Origin of the sequence: Pontibacter flavimaris (assembly GCF_001907195.1) — a bacterium.
In the GTDB taxonomy this organism is placed as follows: domain Bacteria; phylum Bacteroidota; class Bacteroidia; order Cytophagales; family Hymenobacteraceae; genus Pontibacter; species Pontibacter flavimaris.
In genome coordinates this window covers 347704-368520 of record NZ_LVWA01000003.1, presented here as the reverse complement: position 1 = coordinate 368520, position 20817 = coordinate 347704, and the positions used below count along the sequence as shown (strand labels likewise).

Annotated in this window: 18 protein-coding genes and 2 tRNA genes; 8 read left to right on the top strand and 12 right to left on the bottom strand. The window is 54.8% G+C overall.

Annotation, left to right across the window (positions count from 1 at the left end; genetic code table 11):
• Positions 1-109: 109 nt before the first annotated feature.
• From A3841_RS03785 to A3841_RS03765, 5 genes are all read right to left on the bottom strand, one after another.
• Positions 110-1276, bottom strand: coding sequence for a hypothetical protein (locus A3841_RS03785; RefSeq protein WP_073850970.1), 1167 nt, complete (start codon positions 1274-1276; stop codon positions 110-112).
• Between the two features lie 160 nt (positions 1277-1436).
• Positions 1437-1509: transfer RNA gene (locus A3841_RS03780), tRNA-Thr, on the bottom strand.
• Between the two features lie 58 nt (positions 1510-1567).
• A tRNA-Thr gene (locus A3841_RS03775) sits at positions 1568-1640 on the bottom strand.
• A 128-nt stretch (positions 1641-1768) separates the two neighbouring features.
• Positions 1769-3838: a DUF349 domain-containing protein gene (locus A3841_RS03770; RefSeq protein WP_073850969.1), complete on the bottom strand. Its 2070-nt coding sequence runs from the start codon at positions 3836-3838 to the stop codon at positions 1769-1771.
• Between the two features lie 31 nt (positions 3839-3869).
• Positions 3870-4442, bottom strand: coding sequence for a YqgE/AlgH family protein (locus A3841_RS03765; RefSeq protein WP_235861285.1), 573 nt, complete (start codon positions 4440-4442; stop codon positions 3870-3872).
• A 396-nt stretch (positions 4443-4838) separates the two neighbouring features.
• Between A3841_RS03765 and pdxH the strand changes: the two genes are divergently transcribed.
• From pdxH to A3841_RS03745, 4 genes are all read left to right on the top strand, one after another.
• Complete coding sequence (pdxH, locus tag A3841_RS03760; protein ID WP_073850968.1) at positions 4839-5489, top strand: pyridoxamine 5'-phosphate oxidase; 651 nt, start codon at positions 4839-4841, stop codon at positions 5487-5489.
• A gap of 66 nt (positions 5490-5555) precedes the next feature.
• On the top strand, positions 5556-6854 hold the full coding sequence (locus A3841_RS03755) for a DUF1015 domain-containing protein (RefSeq protein WP_073850967.1): 1299 nt from the start codon (positions 5556-5558) through the stop codon (positions 6852-6854).
• The gene (locus A3841_RS03750) at positions 6820-7401 is read left to right on the top strand and encodes a Maf family nucleotide pyrophosphatase (protein ID WP_073850966.1); all 582 of its coding nucleotides are present in this window, start codon (positions 6820-6822) and stop codon (positions 7399-7401) included. Before A3841_RS03755 ends, A3841_RS03750 begins: the two co-directional genes overlap by 35 nt.
• Before the next feature lie 253 nt (positions 7402-7654).
• Positions 7655-8839 carry a class I SAM-dependent rRNA methyltransferase gene (locus A3841_RS03745; RefSeq protein ID WP_073850965.1) on the top strand — a complete coding sequence of 395 codons (1185 nt, stop codon included), beginning with the start codon at positions 7655-7657 and terminating at the stop codon, positions 8837-8839.
• 215 nt (positions 8840-9054) lie between these two features.
• On the opposite strand, the gene A3841_RS03740 is transcribed toward A3841_RS03745, so the two are convergent.
• Genes A3841_RS03740 through A3841_RS03730 form a run of 3 tightly spaced genes read right to left on the bottom strand, consistent with a single transcriptional unit; the run spans position 9055 to position 12001 of the window.
• Complete coding sequence (locus tag A3841_RS03740) at positions 9055-10455, bottom strand: methyltransferase RsmF C-terminal domain-like protein (RefSeq protein WP_073850964.1); 1401 nt, start codon at positions 10453-10455, stop codon at positions 9055-9057.
• Positions 10456-10492: 37 nt separating this feature from the next.
• Positions 10493-10903 carry a (deoxy)nucleoside triphosphate pyrophosphohydrolase gene (locus A3841_RS03735; RefSeq protein WP_073850963.1) on the bottom strand — a complete coding sequence of 137 codons (411 nt, stop codon included), beginning with the start codon at positions 10901-10903 and terminating at the stop codon, positions 10493-10495.
• Between the two features lie 57 nt (positions 10904-10960).
• Positions 10961-12001: an acyltransferase family protein gene (locus A3841_RS03730; RefSeq protein WP_235861283.1), complete on the bottom strand. Its 1041-nt coding sequence runs from the start codon at positions 11999-12001 to the stop codon at positions 10961-10963.
• Between the two features lie 83 nt (positions 12002-12084).
• Between A3841_RS03730 and A3841_RS03725 the strand changes: the two genes are divergently transcribed.
• The gene (locus tag A3841_RS03725; protein ID WP_073850961.1) at positions 12085-12591 is read left to right on the top strand and encodes a hypothetical protein; all 507 of its coding nucleotides are present in this window, start codon (positions 12085-12087) and stop codon (positions 12589-12591) included.
• A gap of 45 nt (positions 12592-12636) precedes the next feature.
• Here A3841_RS03725 and A3841_RS03720 read toward each other — a convergent pair whose 3' ends face one another.
• From A3841_RS03720 to sdaAB, 4 genes are read right to left on the bottom strand one after another with little or no spacing between them, the layout of a single operon-like run.
• Positions 12637-13626: an NAD(P)H-dependent glycerol-3-phosphate dehydrogenase gene (locus tag A3841_RS03720; protein ID WP_139307870.1), complete on the bottom strand. Its 990-nt coding sequence runs from the start codon at positions 13624-13626 to the stop codon at positions 12637-12639.
• A gap of 4 nt (positions 13627-13630) precedes the next feature.
• Positions 13631-15037: an efflux RND transporter periplasmic adaptor subunit gene (locus A3841_RS03715; protein WP_073850959.1), complete on the bottom strand. Its 1407-nt coding sequence runs from the start codon at positions 15035-15037 to the stop codon at positions 13631-13633.
• A gap of 6 nt (positions 15038-15043) precedes the next feature.
• Complete coding sequence (locus tag A3841_RS03710) at positions 15044-16504, bottom strand: TolC family protein (protein WP_073850958.1); 1461 nt, start codon at positions 16502-16504, stop codon at positions 15044-15046.
• Between the two features lie 15 nt (positions 16505-16519).
• Positions 16520-17197: an L-serine ammonia-lyase, iron-sulfur-dependent subunit beta gene (gene sdaAB, locus A3841_RS03705; protein WP_073850957.1), complete on the bottom strand. Its 678-nt coding sequence runs from the start codon at positions 17195-17197 to the stop codon at positions 16520-16522.
• Between the two features lie 268 nt (positions 17198-17465).
• Between sdaAB and A3841_RS03700 the strand changes: the two genes are divergently transcribed.
• The 3 genes from A3841_RS03700 (at position 17466) to A3841_RS03690 (ending at position 20692) form a co-directional block, all read left to right on the top strand.
• On the top strand, positions 17466-18431 hold the full coding sequence (locus A3841_RS03700; protein WP_073851206.1) for a tryptophan 2,3-dioxygenase family protein: 966 nt from the start codon (positions 17466-17468) through the stop codon (positions 18429-18431).
• A gap of 168 nt (positions 18432-18599) precedes the next feature.
• The gene (locus A3841_RS03695; protein ID WP_073850956.1) at positions 18600-20180 is read left to right on the top strand and encodes an NAD(P)/FAD-dependent oxidoreductase; all 1581 of its coding nucleotides are present in this window, start codon (positions 18600-18602) and stop codon (positions 20178-20180) included.
• 149 nt (positions 20181-20329) lie between these two features.
• On the top strand, positions 20330-20692 hold the full coding sequence (locus A3841_RS03690; RefSeq protein WP_073850955.1) for a CoA-binding protein: 363 nt from the start codon (positions 20330-20332) through the stop codon (positions 20690-20692).
• Positions 20693-20817 lie beyond the last annotated feature (125 nt).

The window sequence follows — 20817 nt, the reverse complement described above, 5'->3', positions numbered from 1 at the left end:
AGGAAGTACATGCCCCAAAGTTCGAAACAACCTGGACTTTCAGGACCTAAAAAGCTAGCGGCAGGTGATAGTTTATACTTTGGTAAAAGTGTGCCGCCCGCTTTAAATGTTAATGCATGATCCTGGCGCGCTTAAATTCCTTAGTCCTGTCGAAGAGGTAGCGGTAGGTGGCGTGCGTTTTGTAGATCCGGCCCCCGATCTGTTCCACGAGCCGCATCATCTTCGGGTTAAAGTCGCCGATCCAGTTCATCTGCAGATCATAGTACTTAATGGACGGGTTATTGATGACCAGGTTACCGGCTGACACGATCATGGCGGCCTCCACGCCCTTGCCCTGGTGCTCCGGCGTGATGCCGAACACGATGCCGTACATGGTCTTGCAGGCGCCTCTCCAGCGGTTAAACAGGAACTTCAGCTTGCCCCACAAATCCAGCTTGCCGTTGTTATACTTGAACAGCTGGTTCAGCTCGGGAATGGCGATAAAGAAGCCTACTGGTTCCTCGTTGTAGTAGGCAAACCAGATGATGCGCTCGTCCAGGATGGGCTTGAGCTGCTTCATGATGGCCGTGGCCTGCGCCTCCGTCATGGGTTTTACGCCCTCGTGCTTGGCCCAACCCTTGTTGTATACTTCCCGGAAGTCGCTGGTATACTTGGGCAGGTTCTTTTTGTCCAGGTGCTGGAAGCGGTAATTCTTGTCGGCCAGCACACGCTCTGCCTTTACCTGGTACTTCTCCGGAATTGCATCATGCACGGTGCGGTAGTAGGTATACTGCTTAAAGAAGAGCTCAAAGCCATAGTTTTCCAGCAGCTGCTGGTAGTATGGAAAATTGTAGGGCATGCAGTAGGTCGGCTCATAGAAACCATCCAGCAGCACTCCCCACCACTTATCGCGCTCGCCAAAGTTTATGGGGCCGTCCATGGCCTCCATGCCACGTTCCTTCAGCCACTCGCGGCAGGCGTCGAGCAGCATGTTGGCCGCGGCCTGGTCGTTTACACAGTCGAAGAACCCCATGCCACCGGTTGGCTGCTCGCCGGCGTTCGCTGTCTTTTTATTAACAAAGGCGGCAACGCGTCCGATGGATTTGCCCTTGTCGTCCTGCAGTATCCAGCGGATGGCCTCTCCTTCGCGCAGCAGCTTGTTCTTCTTGGGGTCGAAGACGTTGTTCACGTCCTTATCCAGCGGGCGGATATAGTTGGGGTCTTTTTTATACATCCGTACCTGCAGCAGCAGAAATTCCTGCGCGTGCTCCGGCGTGTTTACCTCTATCAGTTTCATAGTATGCTTTAAAACGGAAGTGCTAAATAAAGTATAATCCGCTAGAAATGGAAGTATAAACGGGGCTATGCCCAAATGCGGCCTGCAAAGTATAGCGCGGCGGACGGAAGTATAAATGCAAAAAAGCCTCCAGATTTCTCTGAAGGCTTTCCTGTTCAAGAGCCCCCTGCCGGGATCGAACCAGCGACCTACTGATTACAAGTCAGTTGCTCTACCAGCTGAGCTAAGGAGGCTTGTACTTTATGTTTACCAGGGAAGCAGATGCAGTACAATCATTTGCTTTTGGAGTTGAGCCCCCTGCCGGGATCGAACCAGCGACCTACTGATTACAAGTCAGTTGCTCTACCAGCTGAGCTAAGGAGGCTTAACTTTTTTGATGCGCTTTATTGTGTTAAAGCGTTGCAAAGGTAGAGTTAAGATTCAATTCTGCAAATACCTGCCTCAAATATTTCTCCTGACATTCCCTAAAAAATTGAGTGTCAGGAGAAAAAATTATGCCCTGAAGGCGTCCAGCTGGTGCTGCAGGAGGGCGATGCGCTTTTGAGCGTCGGCAATGCGGCCCTCATACTCCTCGCGCAGCTTATCGGCATTTTTGGAGCGGGCAAAGAACTCGATGTTCGTGCGCAGCGTCTGGATGTCGTTTTGCAGTTGGGCTATTTCGCGGCGCAGCGTGTTCTCACGCTGGTGCAGTTTCTGGCCGGCATCCGGGCTGTGCTTGATGCGCTCTACCTGCAGCTTCACGAGCAGGTCGGTGCGCTCCTCCAGGTTCAGCTCCGGCACGCGCTCCAGGTACTTCTCCATCAGGGAGATAAATTTATCCTCGGCTTTGGGGCTGGTGCGGTGGCTGCCTTTATCCGTTTCGCGCCACTGCTGCACCAGGCTGTTGAACTCGTCCACGGTGCCGGTGGCGCTGGGCTGTGAAAGTGTATCGGCCACCCTGTCGCAGATCTCCATCTTCTCGGCAGAAAGCTTCTCCAGTTCCACCGAGCGCTGCTGCTCCTGCGCCTGCTTGCGGTCGAAGAACTCGTTGCAGGCGGAGCGGAAGCGCTGCCATACCTTGTCGGAATGCTTGTCGGGCACGCGGCCTATGGTCTTCCACTTCTTCTGGAGCTGGATGAGCTTCTCCTTTGTGCTGGCCCAATCGGTGCTTTCCTTCAGGCTCTCTGCCTCCTCGCAAAGCTGCGTCTTGAGCTGCAGGTTCTGCATCTTCTGCTCGTCGAGCGCCTTGAAGAACTGGTTCTTGCGCTGGAAGAAAGCTTTGTAGTTACCCCAGAAGGCCTTGTTCACCTCCTCGGCATTTTCCTTCGGCACCAGGCCCGCCTTGTCCCACTCCTCCTTCAGCTTCTGAATCTCATCGGTCTTGTCGCGCCACTCGTTAATGCGGTCGGTGTTGAAGCTGGCAAACTCCTGCAGGCGCTCCAGTAGGCCGCGCTTCACGGTCAGGTTCTGCAGTTCGCGGGTAGAGCGCTCCTCGTGGTAGGCGCGGCGGCGGTCATGTATTTTCTCAGAGGCTTGCGTAAACTGCTCCCAGATCGGGTCGCGCTGCTCGTTTGGCACCGGGCCGATGTTCTTCCATTCTTCGTGCAGGTGGCGCAGTTCCTGCAGGGCCTTGTTTATACTTGGCTCCTCCTGCAGCGCCTGGGCCCGCTCAATGAGTTGGTGCTTGGCCTCCAGGTTTCTCCTGCGGTCCAGCTCCTTCATCTCGAAGAACATGCTGCGGTTGTTGTAGAAGATGTCGAGCAGGGCGTGGTAAGAGTCCCACAGCTCCTGCGCCTCCCCGGCCGGTACCGGCCCGGTGGACTTCCACTCGGTCTGCAGTTTTTTCAGCTCATCGCCGCTGTTCTTGGTCTCAGCAGACTCCACCAGCTCGCGCAGGCGGCTCAGCAGCTCCTTCTTGCGCTCCAGGTTGTGGTGGCGCTGTTGTTCCTGGGTTTGCCGCTGCTGGTAACGCGAATCGCGGTAGGCTGTCAGCAGCTTTTCCAGGTCCTGGTGCTCTTTGGAAGTATGGTAGTCGAAGTCTTCCTCCGTGCCTCCCTCTTCTTTAAACTTATTTAAGGCCTCCTGGCGCTCTGCCTGAAACTTGAGGTCGTACTGACGTTGAATTTCGTTAATGGTGCGGTACTTTCGGAGGGCGTCGGCGCTTTTCAGCACATGGCCCAGTTGCTGCCGCAGCTCTTCCAGGGATAGCAGGCTGTAGTCGGTGTGGTCGTCCTCCTCTTCCTCCTCCTCCTCGTGGTGCTCAGGTGCGGGCGTGTCCGTGCTGGCCTCAGGTGTTGTGCTTTCCACCGCAGCCGGGGTTTCCGCCACGTCTGTCACGTCCGTGTTCGCCTCAGCAAAAGCCTCGGTTATACTTTCGGAAGCCTCGCTTTCCTGCGCCGTGGCCAGGTTTGGCTGCACCTCCGGCTGTTCCTCCTTCGGCACCTCCTGCCCCGCCTCTGGCCGGGCTTCCTCTGAGCGTTTCGTCTCTGTAGGGGCTGTGTTTTGCTCGTCTGCAGCAGCCTGGTTCTCTGGTTTGTTAGCCTCAGCTCCGGTGGTGTCCATATGTTCTTTGTCAGTTGTCATGCCTACTAAGTTAGGTAAACTTTATCGGGAATCAGTTCAGGCGCGGGTCATCCGGGTAGTTGCTCAGCACCTTAAATTTTCCGCCCATCTCCCGGAGGATGCTCCGCCAGAGGGTTTCTGTATCCAAAGTAAATAATTTATTCGCAGCATTGTTATTCACGATCCAAACATTTTTGTCGATCTCCTCCTGCAGCTGACCCGGAGTCCAGCCCGAGTAGCCCAGGAAGAACTTGATATCATCCTTGTGCACCAGGCCGGCGTCTATCATGGTGCGCAGCGTCTCAAAGTCGCCGCCCCAGTAGAGTTGGTCGCTCAGCTTCACGGCCTGCGGCAGCTCGGGCAGACGGTGGATGTAGTGCAACGTGTTGTACTGCACGGGTCCGCCGATGCCCAGCACCATGTCAAAGTCCTCATCAAACACGTCCAGCACGTCCGACAGCTGCAGGTTGGATGCCCTGTTGAGTACCAGCCCGAAGGAGCCTTCATCCTCTTTGTGGCTGCACAGCAGAATCACGCTGCGCTCGAAGTTCGGGTCGCCCAGGTATGGTTCGGATATCAGTATGCTTCCGTTCTGTGGTTTTATAGCCTTGCTTTCTGCCATCATTCTTGCTTCGCTTTTCGTGTCAGGTACCGTTGGCAACACAGGGAACCTCCTTTTGTACTATTAATCATATAAAAATAACCATCATAATTTTCTTACGCAAATAGAAGGATATGGTAGCGGATTAGCTCCCGGTGTGCCGCATTTTTGATGCTATACTGCGATTTGCGCTTTACAGTTGGTTAATTGGCATTTGTTTGATTTTATACTTTACTGACGGCTGCGTGTATAGCGGTTTCAAAGTATAAAGGATGCCAAAGGAAGAATAAAGATACATTTTATACTTTGCACCAGCAGGCTGCCGGGGCTTTGCGTTCAGAAAGGGTGCCGGGGCAAAGACTGAAGATTAAGTTTAGCCGCAGCGGATAATTTTATAATTTTGAACAAAACAACCAGAGTATGGCACTAACACATAACATTGCCGACATCCGGATCAATTACATGAAGCACGCCCTGACCGAGGACTCTGTGTCCGGGAAACCGCTGCATCAGTTTCAGGGATGGCTGCAGGAGGCCATTGAGGCGCAAGTAGAGGAACCAACGGCGCTGGTGCTTTCCACGGTGAATGCGGCCGGAAGGCCCGCTGCCCGCGTGGTGCTGCTAAAGGGGGTGGATGAGCAAGGCCTGAGCTTCTATACTAACTACACCAGCCGAAAAGGCAGGGAACTGGAGGAGAACCCCTATGCCGCCGCCACGTTTTTCTGGCCGGCCCTGGAGCGCCAGGTGCGCGTGGAGGGAAAGGTGGTGAAGGTACACCCGGAGGAGTCTGATACTTACTTCCACAGCCGCCCGAAAGGCAGCCAGATCGGTGCGTGGGCCTCGCCTCAAAGTCAGGAAATTCCCTCCCGGATGGTGCTGGAGCAACGCGAGCGGGAACTGAAGGAGCAGTATGCGGCGACGGATTTCGTGCCGCGGCCGGAGCATTGGGGCGGGTACCGCCTGGTGCCGGATTACGTGGAGTTCTGGCAGGGCCGCCCCAGCCGCCTGCACGACCGTATCGTGTACGAACTGGAGAACGGCCTCTGGCAGATCAAGCGGCTGGCTCCCTGATCCGGAAGTATACTTATACTTCTACTTCCCGGCTTCGGACTGATTTATACTTTGTAACCAACAGAAATGGCTGAGATACTACCCCTGCGCGCCTGGCGCTACAACGACGACCTGAAAGATACAATAGCCCAACTGACCTCCCCGCTATTTGATGTGGTGTCGGAGAAGCAGCGGCAGGCCCTGTACCAGAACCCCCTCAACAGCATTCACCTCTCCGTGCCGCGCGGCGATAACCCGCCGCAGGATGCGGCAAGGCTGCTGCAGGAGTGGAAGGAAAAAGGCATCCTCCAGCAGGACGTCTTGCCGGGCATCTATGTGTACTACCAGTATTTCCGGTTGCCGGGCAGTGAGAGGGAGTTTGTGCGCAAGGGCTTTATCTGCCACATTAAGGCCTACGACTGGCACGAGAAGGTGCTGCTGCGCCACGAGAACACCATTCCCAGCGCCGTGAACGACCGCATCGAGCTGCTGGAGGCGACGCAGCTGAACGTGAGCCCTACCCACGGGCTGTATGCGGATTCGGAGTTTTTGCTGGAGCCCTACATGGACGAGAGCATCCGCACCCCGATCTACGAAACCGAGGATTACCAGGGCGTACGCGACGTGCTGGCCGTCATCCACGACCACGAGGTGATCAGGCTGTTCCTGCAGACACTTGCCGAAAAGCAGGTCCTGCTGGCCGACGGGCATCACCGCTACGAGGGTTCCCTTTTCTACCGCCGCAAGATGATGGCCCAGAATCCCGACCACACCGATTTTGAGCCTTACAACTACCACCTGATGTACCTGACCAACTCCGAGCACGATGATTTGCGCATCCTGCCCACGCACCGCCTGCTGCAGCAGCTGCCCATGCCGGAAGAGGAATTTTTGCAGCGGCTGGAGGAATATTTTACCGTCACACCCAAGGAAGATCCCTATGAGCTGAACGAGGTGATCGTGGGCAAGCCCTGGGCCTTTGGGATGTATCTGAACGGCAATGCCTACAAGCTGCGCCTGAAACCGGAGGTGCACAAAAGTATAGACTGGAATTTTCCGGAGGAGGTGAAGCAACTGGACCTGACGGTGATGCACTACTTCATCTTCGAGAAGGTTCTCGGTATTTACCGCCAGCAGCAGCGCGATTACAAAGGCCTGAGCTACGAGCGCAACTTCACGGCCTGCATCCGCAAGGTGGACAAGGGCGAGGCGCAGGTGGCCCTGATTACCAACGAAATTTCGATGGAGCAGGTGAAGCGCGTGTGCAACAGCGGCGCCGTGATGCCGCAGAAATCGACCTTCTTCTACCCCAAAGTAATCTGCGGATTTTTATTTAGCTCGATCAAAGAAGATGAATTTACAACGGCCGCTGCTGCTTGCCTCTAACTCACCCCGCCGCAAAGAGCTGCTTTCCAGCCTCGGGCTAACGTATAAAGTGCTGGTGAAAGAGGTGCACGAGGACTTTCCGGAGCATCTGAGGCGCGAGGAAATTGCCGAGTACCTGGCCTCGCACAAAGCCGATGCCTATACTTCAGACATCACCGATGAGGCGCTGATCACGGCCGATACCATTGTTTGCCTGGGCGAGCGTGTGCTGAACAAGCCTGCCGACTATGCGGAGGCGAAGGAGATGCTGCTGGCGCTGTCAGGCACGCATAACGAGGTGATTACCGGCGTGTGCATCCTCACAAAAGAGCAGAAAACTGTTTTCCATGATACAACCAAAGTGTACTTTAAACAGCTGTCTGAGGCGGAGATCGACCACTACATCACCCACTTCAAACCCTACGACAAAGCCGGTGCCTACGGCATTCAAGAATGGATCGGGATGATCGGGATTGAGCGCATCGAGGGCTCCTACTTCAATGTGGTGGGGCTGCCGGTGCAGAAATTATACGCCCAACTCGAGGAGTTGGGCATCACTCGTTTCTAAAAAGGCCGCTACGTATTTAGCTGTTAAATCTCATCGGGGCATCAGGGCCCATTTTTGCTGAAAGTAATCAGGAGTTTCATGTTTTTGTACCCCCACTATTTTTATTGACCTGCAGTGCGCTCTTCCTGAATCGCTGCTACGGATGTTGCAAAGTCATTTTTTTTGAACCGGAAAGGAACAATTTTCCTGGCTTTTGCACTTTATGCATCGTCCGTACCATTCTCAATAAAAATTCATCAGTACAAAAACATCGATGTCACTTACCAAATTATACTTAGCGCCGGGCAAGGAGCACTCGCTCAAGCGCCAGCACCCCTGGGTTTTCTCCGGAGCGATAAAAAAAGCAGACGGAGAGCCGGCCGAAGGCGACGTGGTGGAGGTATACTCCAGCAAGCGCGAGTTCCTGGGCATGGGCCATTATGCGCCGGGCTCCATTGCCGTGCGCATCTTCTCGTTCGAGCAGGCCGAGCCGGATTATACTTTCTGGAAAAGCAAGGTGCAGAAAGCCTACGATTACCGCCAGCGTCTCGGCCTGACCGATAACCCTGAAACGGATGTATACCGCCTGGTATACGCCGAGGGCGATGGCGTGCCGGGCCTGATCGTGGACTTTTACAAAGATACGGCGGTGGTGCAGACGCATACCGTGGGTATGTATCATGTGCGCGGACATGTGGCGCAGGCGCTGCAGGAGATCTACGGAAAAAAGCTGCGGGCTGTGTATGACAAGAGTGCGGAATCGTTGCCACCCAAGGCACCGGTGCAGGCGCAGAACGGCTACCTTTTCGGGCAGTCTGAAGGCGGTGTAGTGGTGACAGAGAACGGCAAGCAGTTCTTTATTGACTGGGAAACAGGCCAGAAAACAGGCTTTTTCATAGACCAGCGCGAGAACCGCGACCTGCTGGCCCGCTACGTGAAAGATAAGGCCGTGCTGAACACGTTCTGCTATACCGGCGGCTTCTCGGTGTATGCCCTGAACGCCGGCGCTAAGGAGGTACACTCCGTGGATGTGTCGAAAAAGGCGATCGAGCTGACGGTGAAGAACGGGGCGCTGAGCCAGGCCCCGGAGAAACACGAAGCCTTTGCCATGGATACTTTTAATTTCCTGAAAGGCAAGGAAGACAAGTATGACGTGATCGTGCTGGACCCTCCTGCCTTTGCCAAGAGCCAGAACGTGCGCCACAACGCGCTGATGGGCTACAAGCGCCTGAACGCCGAGGCCATGAAGAAAATAAAGCCGGGTGGTATCCTGTTTACCTTCTCCTGCTCGCAGGTGGTCGACAAGTACCTGTTCAACAACACGGTGATGGCCGCCGCCATTGAGGCCGGACGCAACATCAAAATCATGCACCACCTCACCCAGCCCGCCGATCACCCGATCTCCATCTTCCACCCGGAAGGCGAGTACCTGAAGGGATTGGTGCTGTGTGTGGAGTAAGACCGGTGAATCAGTAGTCTGCTGCAGATTTGGTATGCTGTTGCCGCATCCCTGATTTAAAAAGCCAGACGCTATACTTATACGCACCGCTGCTCCGGTTATTTCCTACTGGAGCAGCGGTGCTTTTTTAGATCAGTTTATGTTCCGATACAGGGAATTCACGCTCCGGTTTATACTTGCGCAACAACCTAAAGTCGAACACCCAATAACAACGCTTAACGAATCACCAAGCTCGCATCTGGTAACGCAGCTGGCAACTCCATGCGGATGCGCCACTCTTTAGGATAATAGTTATTCAGGCGGTTGCCGATTTGCTTGGCCCAGCCCAGGGGCAGGCCTTTATATTCCAGCAGCAGCCAGTCGTTACCACTGGTGCCCAGGCAGGTATCTTCTTTTCTCAGATAACGCAGCGCCTGCTCCAGGTTCAACTCTGCCGAAGTAAAAACCGACCTGTCCAGATATTGGGAAAGTGCCAGGCCCTGCAACGGCTTCAGCTTTTTGCCATAAACCTCGGCCAGTTCTGTGCCGGCGTAGAGTACGTACAGGTGCTGGTATACTTCATCAGCAGCCTCAAAGATATTTTCGGGTATAGCAGAGATCTTTTCCCCGTGCTGCACAAACGTGTACTGCCCGGGCCGCTGCAGCCAGTCTGCTACCAGCGCTTGCTCTTTCTTGCCTGCTATACTTAGTTTATACTTTTTCTTCCTGCTTTTGCCGTGGCTGATGGCTTCCTCCCGGACAGCTTTCCGCACTACGGCCATAAAAAAGCCTTCGCCCTGCACGCGGTGCGGGTAAAAGCGGTAACCTTCCACCCCCTTCAACTGCGATGGCACCACGCCCCACTCCGGCTGCAGTGCCAGGTTTATACTTTCTGCCCCCTCCTGCTCCGACAGCCAGGCCATGTTGGCCTCGTTTTCCTGCTCGTTCCAGGTGCAGGTGCTATAGATCAGAACACCGCCCGGTTTCAGGGCCTCCCACACGTCCAGCAGAATGCGCTGCTGGCGCTGGGCACACAAGTTCACGTTCTCCTCCGACCACTCCCCTACGGCTTGCGGGTCCTTGCGGAACATGCCCTCGCCGCTGCAGGGGGCATCCACCACCATCACATCAAAAAAGTCGGGCAGTCTGCCAAAGTCGCGTGGGTCGTTGCTGGTGACGAGTACATTGCCGCTTCCCCACTTGGCCACGTTCTCGGCAAGGATTGAGGCCCGGCTCCGGATCACCTCGTTCGACACCAACAAACTATCGGCAGAGATAAGGCTTGCCAAAAGGGTTGATTTTCCGCCGGGGGCGCCGCAAAGGTCCAGCACCTGCAGCGGTTCCTCCAGATCAACTGCCTGGCGCAGGGCTTGCTCCACAAACATAGAGCTGGCTTCCTGCACATAGTAGGCTCCGGCGTGTAAGGTGGGATCGAGGGTAAAGGAAGGGCGGGTGGGGAGATAATAGCCAGTCTCGGACCACGGCACGGGTTGCAGCCCTGGCAACTGCGTGGCTTTGGCTTTGTTGATGCGGATGCTCACAGGCGGCGCCTGCTGCAGGGCTTCCAGGAAGGTTGAAAATTCCTCCTCTCCGAGCATGCGCTGCATGCGGTCCGTGAATGTTTTAGGGTATTGCATAGGCAAAGGTACGCGAAAATGCACTTCCGATTTATACTTATTCCCTGTTTTTCAGCAATTGCAGGTACTCCTGTACAACAGGCAGATCGGCGGGGCACCAGGTATAGTTTGCCAGGTCAGCAGGGGAAACCCAGTGGTAGCTTCGGTGCTCGTGCAGCCTGATAACGCCGCCGCCATAGTGGCATAGGTATGGGATGAGCTCGATCGTGCGGCCGGGGTACCCGTGCACCACCGGTTTCAGGCGCTGGTAGGGGGCAATGGCGATGTTCAACTCTTCCCGTATCTCGCGCACCAGACAGGCCGTCTCCGTTTCGCACGCCTCTACTTTACCACCGGGGAACTCCCACAACAGCGCCTCGCGCATGTGCTCGCTTCGCTGCGTTACCAGCACGCGCCCAAACTGCTCCACAAGCGCACAAACTACTTTTATTGTTCCTGTAGCATCCATGGTAATCTAACTAATAGCCAGTGAATGTATACTTCCACCGGCTTCATTCAAAAAAGACTACGAACCAAACAGCAGCTGCGGCTCATACCTGTAAAAAAGATAGCCCAGCAGGATGGGCACCGCCACGTTCGCCAGGTGCGGCAGGTCCTGGTTGGCGAGGCCGAAGTAGACCACCTGCACCAGAAAGATATGGTACGAGGCCTTGCCCAACTCCGCCAGCAGCCGCAGTGGGATAAAGTTAGAGAAGTTAGGCAGTAGCTTGATGGCCAGCCACACCAGCAAAGCCGCGTAGCCAAAGGTAAACAGCTGCTGCGCCTGCCAACCAGGCCTGATTACACTTTCCAGCTTCAGTTCCCCATACTCCAGCAAGTATAGATTGATGGCTGCCATGATGCCCAGTCCCGCCAAAAGTATAAACTCCCGCCACCGGAACGGTTGCCAAACCACCCGCGACAACCAGAGCCCGAAGGCAATGGCGCTGAAGTAACGCGGGAAGGCTGCGTCGTAGAGGTAGCTGTTCTCCTCAAAATAGGCGAACTGCGCCGCCCATACCTGGAAGGCGACCTCCAGCAGCAGCAGCACCAGCGTGGTAAGGATGGGCTTGCGGCTAAAACCATAGCCTATGAGGGGCAGCAGCAGCACAGACTGCAGCAGCATAGTGATAAAGTAATTACCCCGCCCGGTTATCGGCAGCACGCCCACCCAGGTATAGGTGCTGAACTCCAGTACCCGTTCCCCTTGCAGCCATTCCCAGAGCAGCCCCAAAAGTATGGAAAGTATAAACACCATGAAGAACGGGACGAAAATGCGGGCCGCCTTCTTCGTGAAGTATTTGCGGGTGTAGAGCTGCTGCAGGTGCTGTGGTTTGTTTCGGATGGACAGCCCCAGGTTGAGCCCCATCACTACCAGGAAAAGTGGTACTGCCTGCCAGATGTGGAAGATGGCATACTGCTCCTCCAGCTCCTTGCGTGTAAATGAGTGCAGCAGGAGCACCGCCACAATGGCCACTCCTTTCACTACGTCTATCTGCTGCAGGTGCTGCTTCATGTATGGTATGTTCCGGGCGCGGGGCACGTGAATCGGAGAGATGCTGATCATTAAAAGCTTTCCACGTCGTGTGCCTTTACATCCTTAACCCGCCAGAACAAGTATAAGGAATTGCACCGATATAAGCCTGATACATGTACATAAGCCTGAATTATAGGTTTCTGGTATTGCTGGCAGCCATACTTGCCCTGGCTTCCGTACTGCTGAATGTGGTGCTGTCGCTTCTGCTGTGGCTGCCGCAAGAGGAACTTCCGCTCTGGGGGCAGCAGGGTGTGGCCATGCACCTGTACGCTTTTAGTTTTGTCACCGGATTTATACTTGGGTGGTTCTCTACCAGGGCCACGCGTTGGGCACTTCGCAGCGGCAAGGTGCAGCCGCTGCACTGGCACCTCAAAAGTCAGACCCTGATAGACAGGCTGCCTTCCAGAACGTTTAACCGGGCGTTTATGTTCGCCCTGGCCGGTTTTTCGATAGCCGCTATCCTGGTGCTCCTCCTGGAGTTGCTGGAGCTGCATTATATCCCTTTCACTGACTTTCAGCTGCTTTCGGGCATGTACTGCATCTGTTTTTCGTTCGCCATCACTACGATGGCCGTTTACCGGGCGCTCGGGGATAGCATCATCCGGCACTCCAAAGTATAAAAAAGCGCACCATTCTCTGGTGCGCTCCCGTTGCGGCCGCTGCTGCTACCTGAACTTGTCCTTTAGGATCTCAAATTCCACCGCCGGCGAAATACGCTCGTAGAGGATGTGGTACACCGCTGTGGTGATGGGCATGTGCACTTTCAGGTTTTTGTTGATCTCGTAGATGCTCTGCACGGCATAATAGCCTTCGGCCACCATGTTCATCTCCACCTGTGCCGATTTCACCGTGTATCCCCGGCCAATCATGTTACCGAACGTCCGGTTCCGGCTGAACTGGGAGTAAGCCGTCACGAGCAGATCCCCCAGGTAGGCAGAGCCGTTCAGGGCCCGGTGCACCGGCATGATGGCATCCAAGAAACGCTCGATCTCGAACATGGCGTTGGATACCAGCACCGCCTGAAAATTATCCCCGTAGTTCTGGCCCCGGGCGATGCCGCAGGCCAGCGCGATGATGTTCTTTATGACGGCGCAGTACTCAATCCCATCCAAATCCTCCAGTGGGTTGGCCTTTACATAGCGGTTGCGCAATAGTTCGCAGAAACGCTCGGCGGTGGCCATGTTGTGGGAGCCGATGGTGAGGTACGACTGCTTTTCCAGCGCCACCTCCTCGGCGTGGCAAGGGCCGGCAATTACCAGCAGGTTCTGGTCAGGCACAGCGTATTTATACTTTACGTAGTCCGTGATCAGCACATTTTCCTTCGGAATCATGCCTTTGATGGCCGAGATAACCACTTTCCCTGCGAAGGCATGGTCTGGTAAAGCGGCAAGTGCCAGCTGCACGAATGCGGCTGGCACGGCCAGTATCACCCAATCCGCCGAGGCAACGGCTGCCTGTATGTCGGTGGACGGTTTTACGTAATTCAGGTCAAACGACACCTGGCTGAGGTAGCGCGGGTTGTGCCGGAAGTTGATCAGGTGCTGCACATCCTGCTCGTTGCGCATCCACCAGTTCACCTGTGATTTATTCTCTGAGAGGATTTTAACCAGGGCTGTCGCCCAGCTTCCCCCTCCCAGTACTGCTATTTTTTCCAATCCTTTAGTTCTCTTTTGTATCTGCGGCTATGGCCTGCTTGTTCAGTGATTTCTCATCCTTCACCGCTACCTTCGCTCCATTCTCCAGTGTTTTCGAAACAGCCCTGAACGGCCCTGCTACCACCTTCTGCCCTGGCTTCACACCGCTCAGTATCTCAATGTTCTCAAAGTCGCTGATGCCTGTTTTCACTTTAGCTGATTTTACGGTGTTAGAGGCTTCATCGTACACAAAAACAACCTCATCTACCTGTGCCGGGGCTGGCTGCTGTTGGTTCTGGTCCTGATCTTGCGGGGCGTCCTCCCCTTCTTCCTCCTGCTCCTCTTCCTGCGGTTTTTCAGCACCTCCGGCATTTGCCGAGCGCGTTGTCACTGCCGACAAAGGTACGGATAAAACGTTAGCTTTCCGATCTGTGATGATGTCCACGGAGGCTGTCATGCCCGGACGGAAAGGCCTGGCCGAAGTGCCGCGCAGATGGTCGTAGGACTCATTTATCAGGCGGATGCGTACCTCAAACTCGGTTACTGCCTCCAGGGTGGTGGCATCCTTGGCGGTGTTGGCGATGGCCGTCACAACGCCTCTGAACTTCTCATCACGGCTGGCATAGGAGTCTACTTCCACCTCTACGGAGTCGTTCAGGGCCACCCGGATGATGTCGTTCTCGTTCACGTTCACGCGCACCTCCATGTTGTTGAGGTTAGCAATGCGCATGATCTCGGTACCGGCCATCTGCGAGGTTCCCACCACGCGCTCGCCCTGCTCCACGTTCAGTTTGGATACTGTGCCGCTCACCGGGGCGTAGATGGTGGTTTTGTTCAGGTTCTCGCGGGCATCCTTTAAGGAAGCCTGTGCGTTCTGGACGTTATAATCCGAGGCTCTCACGCTCTGGCGCGCTGACTCCACCTCTGCCTTGGCGGCCAGGTAATTAGCCTCTATCTGCTGCCATTCCGACTGCGAGATCACTTTTTGATCGAAAAGAGGCTTGTTGCGCTTGTAGTTCTGCTCTACCTGCGCAAAGTTGGCCTGCGACTGTGACAGCCTGGCCTTGGCCTGTGCCAGGTTGGCGCGCTGGGTGTTCACCGAAGCCTGCTGTGCGTCCACCATCGACTGGTAGTTGTCGGGGCGGATACGGAGCAGCAGCTGCCCCTTCACCACGGAGTCGCCCTCCTCCACATTCAGCTCGATGATCTCACCGGAAACATCCGGGCTGATTTTTACCTCCGTTTCGGGCTGCACTTTGCCTGATGCGCTTACTTTTTCAACGATGTCCGTAGGTTTGGCCTCCGCCAAGACCACTTCAATGCCTTCTTCTTCACCAATCCAGCCGGACTTTTTTGCTACTATTATAAATACCACCAGCAATACCAGCACGCCGACCAGGATGGGGATCAGCTTTGATTTTTTCTTAGCCATAGTTACTTAAAAAGAGATGTCGTTGCCCTGGTAGAAATCCAGAACTTTTAATTTAAACGTGTATTCATACTTTGCCTGAGACAGGTTGGACTGCGCGGCACGGAACGTATTGGCGATGATGTTGAAATCGACCGTGTTGATCACGCCGGCGTTCAGCCTTAGCTGCGCGTTGCCATAGTTCTTCTCAGCCGCCCGCAGCTGCTCTTTGGCAGCTGCGTACCTACGCTGGGCAGCCACAGCATCCACATAGGCCTGCTCTATGGTCTGGCGCAGGTTGTTGCGGGCAATATCCGCGTTGATCTGCGCATCCTGCTGCTGCAGTTTGGCGCGCTGCACGTTGCTGCGAGCCTGAAGACCGTTGAAGATAGGGACCTGCAGCGAGAACCCGAAGCTCTTGCCTACTCCATCCTTCAGCTGATCGAAGTAATCATAGGTTTCCCTTCTGAACGAGGTAGTGGGCGAGTACACGACGAAAGGCACCGTGCCCTCAGAGTCCAGGAAACCGATGGGGGTTTCCTGCAGCGGTCCAACCACCGGGAATCGGAAATCCCGGGCACTGGAGTAGAAGGTATTCAGGCTCCCGAACATGGACAGGCGCGGGTAATAAGCACCACGAGCCACATCCAACCCTTTGGAGGCACTTAATACGCGCAGATCAGCGGCCTTGATGGCGGGCAGCGTCTGAACCGCGGTATCGAATACCTGGTCGCCACTCAGCAGCACGGGGTCCTGATCAGGATCCGGTATCTGTGGAATCTCAATTTGGAAATCCTGCGAAGCAGGCAGGTTCAGCAGCTGCATCAGCGACAGCCGGGAGATATCGCGCTGGTTTTCCGCGTTTATCAGCTCCAAATCATCCGCCGCCAACTGCGACTCCAGGTCCAGCACGGAGTTTTCGGCCACGCTCCCTGCCTCGAAAAGAAGCCTGGTGCGGTCGAGCTGCTGTTTTGTCAGATCACGTGTTTGCTGCGAAATCTTGATCAGCTCGTCGGCGAAAAGTATGTTCAGGTAGGAGGTGACAATCTGGATGGTAATGTCGTTCTGGGCCGAAAGTACGTCCTGCTCCACAGCCTGCAGCTCCAGCTCGCTTTGCTTGATGCTGTTTGTTTGCTGAAAGCCCATGAACAAGGGCACAGACGCGCTGAGCTGGAAGTTGTTGGTCTGGCTTTGTTCCGAACGCAGGTCCGACGTCGTTGGGTCTACGTATGTGCCATAGTTGAAATTATAGGAGGAGCTTCCGTTGATGGAGGGAAGTCTGCTGAACCTGTTCTGCCGCAGTTCTGTCTCGGAAAGCCCCTTGTTGAGCTTGGTTCGCCGCACCTGCAGGTTGTTGGTATTGGCATACTCCACTGCCTCCCGCAGCGTCCACACGCCATCGCCGCCTGGTTCTTGCTGTGCCGAGGCACCAGAGGCACCAGCCAACGAGAGACCCATGGCCAGCAGCAGGCTTTTGGTTGATTTTTTCATAGTTCGCTACTTGTCTTATAGGTCGATGTTAGGGATATAGACAACATGCTGCACCCAGCTCAGCTGCTTGAGATACTCCAGGGTAATCGGCTTGATGCCGGAGTCCATCTCTATAAACTGGCGCGCCCGCTCATGCTTTCCCTTTCGGGAAACGCTCATGGTGGCGATGTTGCAGTCGTCGTGCGCCAGAATGGAGGCAATGAAGGCAATGCTTCCCTTTTTATCCTCCGCGTCGATGATCAGGGTATGCAGGTTGGCAGAGAAACTGGCGGTAAAGCCGTCTACCTCCACAATCTGGATCACGCCCCCGCCGCGGCTCTGGCCGATCACCTCTACCTCACGGTCTCCGGCCTTCAGGTTAAGCTTAATGGTGTTGGGGTGCATGGTAGAGGCATTTCCAACAGAGCGGAAGCTATACTTCAGCCCGTGCTCCCTGGCGTAGTCAAAAGCCTCCTTTATGCGCTTGTCGTCCGTTTTAAAGTCCAGCAGGCCGGCTACGATGGCGCGGTCGCTGCCGTGGCCCTCGTAGGTGCGGGCAAAGGAGTTGTAAAAGGTGATGACTGCCTCCTCCGGGGCGGCGCCCAGGATACGGATGGCAGCTCTGGCAATACGCACCACCCCAGCCGTATGCGAACTGGATGGCCCTATCATCACTGGCCCGATCATATCGAAAACACTACTTTTCTCAGCCATACACTCTATATCGTGAAAACCAAATTTAGCAATTATGTGGCAGCTTTGCGCTATTCCAGGTTTAATTTAGCCTTATTTCTACAAACACCGTCTTTATATCTACTAACGCTTGGCTAGCATCTATCATTTAAGCCTGTCAGCGGCAGTAGTTTATACTTTGAGCGTAAACCGCTTGCCTGGGATGGAAACCAATTGTTGCCTGCATAACGCAGCCTATAAATGTTTTCTTAATTTTGCGGAAACCACCTCACTTTAAACCCACATGCAGATGGAGCATACTTTTAAACCAGAAGTGCTGGAACAGCTGAAGCGGCTGGAGGAGAAATATGTGCCCCTGGGGCAGGACCTGGCTGCCTACCTGGAAGGCCTCTACCACACCAGCTTCCTCTCCTACTGGGATTACATTCACCTGGACACGTTGCTGAGCCTGCAGAACCCGCGCACCAGCATTCCGGATGAGAAGATCTTCATCATGTACCACCAGATCACAGAGCTATACTTTAAGCTGTGCCTGGAGGAGTATAGGCAAATTGGTGAGGACAAGGAAATTACAGTGGACGTGCTCATCCGGAGGTTAAAGCGCATTAACCGCTACTTCGACAACCTGATCAACTCCTTTGATGTAATGGTGGACGGCATGGACCCGAAACAGTTCCTGCAGTTCCGGATGGCGCTGATGCCAGCCAGCGGATTTCAGTCGGTGCAGTACCGCTTCATCGAGATCGCCTCTACGGACCTGCGCAACCTGGTGGACAAGGCCAAGCGCTCGGTATTGGGACTGGAAAGCACGCACGAGGAGATGATCGGCTGCATTTACTGGAAGGAGGGCGCCACCGAGGTAGCCTCCGGTGCCAAGACCCTGACGCTGGTGCAGTTCGAGCAAAAGTATACCACCTCACTTATCAGCTTTGCCAAAGAGTACACGAACAAAAACGTATGGAGTGTATACAAGCGCCTGCCGGAGGCGGATCAGCAGAACCCCAAACTTAAGCACGCCATGCGCGACCTCGACAGCAACGTGAACGTGAACTGGCCGCTGATGCACTACAAGTCCGCCGTCCGCTATCTGCAGCGCGACCCGGAAGTGATTGCCGCCACCGGTGGCACCAACTGGCAAAAGTACCTGCCCCCGCGCTTCCAGAAACGAATCTTTTACCCGGAGCTGTACTCTGAGCAGGAAATTGAGGAATGGGGCAAAGGCTGGGTTGACAAGGTGCTGAACGGGGATATCTAACAATTTTGAATTTTGAAGGAGTGATTGAGTGTGTAGTTGGAATGTTTTTAGGTATAAACTTGTCAATTTATTGTTCGATTGAGCGGCAACATAATGTTCATCCATCCACTCAATCACCCAATCAGAATTAATTAAAAAGTTTAAGGCTAACTACCTTACCTGTTATAGATGAGAAAGAAAGAATTGGATCTGGTGCTTCCGCCAGAGCTGGCATTTGATGCGCAGCAATTAGAAAGGGAGCTTTTAAAAACCGCCCGGGTGCAGCCCGAGGATGTGAAATTCCTGCACCGCATGAAGCGCTCCATCGACGCGCGCGGGCGCCAGGTGCAGGTGCGCGTGCGTGCCGATGTGTACCTGGATTCCCCTCCTGCCGATATTATCTCCCCGGTTTATACTTACCCGGATGTTTCCGATGCCAGACAAGTGGTAATCGTGGGTGCTGGTCCTGCCGGGCTTTTTGCAGCCCTGCGCTGCATCGAGCTGGGCCTGAAGCCGGTGGTGCTGGAGCGCGGAAAGGACGTGCGTAGCCGCCGCCGTGATCTGGCCGCCATCAATAAAGAGCATATCGTAAACCCTGACTCAAACTACTGCTTTGGCGAAGGCGGTGCCGGCACTTATTCTGACGGCAAGCTGTATACCCGCTCCAAAAAACGCGGCGACCTGCAGCGCATCCTGCAGATCTTTGTGCAGCACGGCGCTACGCCGGACATACTTTTTGACGCCCACCCGCACATCGGCACCAACAAGCTGCCTAAGATAATAGAGGCTCTCCGGGAGACGATCCGCGACGCCGGCGGCGAAGTGCATTTCGACAGGCGCGTTACTGATTTTATACTTGAGAACGGGGAGATGCGCGGCGTGGTGACGCAGGACGGAAAGGCATATACCGGGGAGTCGGTTATACTTGCCACCGGCCACAGTGCCCGCGATATCTTTGAACTGCTGCACGAGAAGGGCATTCTGATCGAGGCTAAGCCCTTTGCCATGGGGGTGCGCGTGGAGCACCAGCAGCAACTGATAGACAGCATACAGTACAAGTGTGAGGACCGCGGGCCCTACTTGCCGGCCTCCTCCTACGCGTTGGTGCACCAGACGCAGTATGAAGGGAGGCAGCGCGGTATCTTTTCGTTCTGCATGTGCCCGGGCGGCTTTATCGTTCCCTCAGCCACGGCCCCCGGCGAGGTGGTGGTAAACGGCATGTCGCCTAGCCGCCGCGATTCCAAATTCTCCAACTCCGGTATCGTAGTGGCTATTGAGCTGGAGGACATGGAACTGGAGAAGTATGGCCCACTGGCCGGTCTGCACATGCAGCAGGCCCTGGAGCAAAAGGCATGCGCCATGGCCGGCGGCACGCAGGCGGCTCCGGCGCAATTATTACAAGATTTTGTAAACCGGAAAGTAAGCAAAGAGCTGCTCGGAACCTCCTATCAGCCGGGGCTGGTGTCGGTGGACCTGAACGAACTTTTTTCCGAAGACATGGCGTACAGGTTGCGTGAGGGATTCAAGGCCTTTGGCAACAAGATGCGCGGCTACCTGAGCAACGAGGCCCAGATCGTGGGTGTGGAAAGCCGCACCTCCTCTCCTGTCCGCATCCCCCGCGACCGTGATACGCTGGAGCATGTGCAGGTAAAAGGGCTTTACCCTTGCGGCGAGGGAGCCGGTTATGCCGGTGGTATCGTGTCGGCGGCCATGGATGGGGAGCGCTGTGCCGAGAAAGCGGCGATACGTGCCGGTGTGGCAATAGCTTAAACTAAAGTATAAACTATCAAAGCCGAAACCTCAGTTGGACTGATATTTATGTGTTTTGAGTAACGGTGCGGAATTGACCTTAACTTAACCTTTCCATCCAACCCAAAGTAAAACAGTATACTTTTGGAGAACATGATTTAACCTGAGATATGAAAAAAACTGTTGTTTTAGGCGCCTCTGATAACCCGGCCCGCTACGCTTACAAGGCGGTGCACCGGCTGCAGCAGCACGGCCATGAGGTGGTGCCCGTTGGAATTAAGAACGCGGAAGTAGGTGGCAAGCAGATTATTACCGACAAATCGGAGCCGATCGAAGATGTGGATACCCTGACGCTGTACGTGGGGCCTCAAAATCAGCCGGTATGGTATGATTATATCCTGAGCCTGAAGCCCAAGCGCATTATATTTAACCCTGGCACGGAGAACCGCGAGCTGGAGGAAATGGCCCAGCAGGCCAACATTGAGACACTGCACCACTGCACCCTGGTAATGCTGGCAACGGATAGTTATTAGAAAGTATGATTTTATCCTAAAAAGTATAACCTCCTTAAAACAGCTCCGTATATAAAGGAAAACAAGGACAGATGGCATTTGTTGTCTATGTTCTGAATAAGCAGGGATCTTGATGAAAGATCCCT

Bases quoted from the DNA above. Each gene is read 5' to 3' on its own strand.
- A3841_RS03785 (WP_073850970.1), bottom strand. From the start codon at position 1,276: ATGAAACTGATAGAGGTAAACACGCCGGAGCACGCGCAGGAATTTCTG.
- A3841_RS03770 (WP_073850969.1), bottom strand. From the start codon at position 3,838: ATGACAACTGACAAAGAACATATGGACACCACCGGAGCTGAGGCTAAC.
- A3841_RS03765 (WP_235861285.1), bottom strand. From the start codon at position 4,442: ATGATGGCAGAAAGCAAGGCTATAAAACCACAGAACGGAAGCATACTG.
- pdxH (WP_073850968.1), top strand. From the start codon at position 4,839: ATGGCACTAACACATAACATTGCCGACATCCGGATCAATTACATGAAG.
- A3841_RS03755 (WP_073850967.1), top strand. From the start codon at position 5,556: ATGGCTGAGATACTACCCCTGCGCGCCTGGCGCTACAACGACGACCTG.
- A3841_RS03750 (WP_073850966.1), top strand. From the start codon at position 6,820: ATGAATTTACAACGGCCGCTGCTGCTTGCCTCTAACTCACCCCGCCGC.
- A3841_RS03745 (WP_073850965.1), top strand. From the start codon at position 7,655: ATGTCACTTACCAAATTATACTTAGCGCCGGGCAAGGAGCACTCGCTC.
- A3841_RS03740 (WP_073850964.1), bottom strand. From the start codon at position 10,455: ATGCAATACCCTAAAACATTCACGGACCGCATGCAGCGCATGCTCGGA.
- A3841_RS03735 (WP_073850963.1), bottom strand. From the start codon at position 10,903: ATGGATGCTACAGGAACAATAAAAGTAGTTTGTGCGCTTGTGGAGCAG.
- A3841_RS03730 (WP_235861283.1), bottom strand. From the start codon at position 12,001: ATGATCAGCATCTCTCCGATTCACGTGCCCCGCGCCCGGAACATACCA.
- A3841_RS03725 (WP_073850961.1), top strand. From the start codon at position 12,085: ATGTACATAAGCCTGAATTATAGGTTTCTGGTATTGCTGGCAGCCATA.
- A3841_RS03715 (WP_073850959.1), bottom strand. From the start codon at position 15,037: ATGGCTAAGAAAAAATCAAAGCTGATCCCCATCCTGGTCGGCGTGCTG.
- A3841_RS03710 (WP_073850958.1), bottom strand. From the start codon at position 16,504: ATGAAAAAATCAACCAAAAGCCTGCTGCTGGCCATGGGTCTCTCGTTG.
- sdaAB (WP_073850957.1), bottom strand. From the start codon at position 17,197: ATGGCTGAGAAAAGTAGTGTTTTCGATATGATCGGGCCAGTGATGATA.
- A3841_RS03700 (WP_073851206.1), top strand. From the start codon at position 17,466: ATGGAGCATACTTTTAAACCAGAAGTGCTGGAACAGCTGAAGCGGCTG.
- A3841_RS03695 (WP_073850956.1), top strand. From the start codon at position 18,600: ATGAGAAAGAAAGAATTGGATCTGGTGCTTCCGCCAGAGCTGGCATTT.
- A3841_RS03690 (WP_073850955.1), top strand. From the start codon at position 20,330: ATGAAAAAAACTGTTGTTTTAGGCGCCTCTGATAACCCGGCCCGCTAC.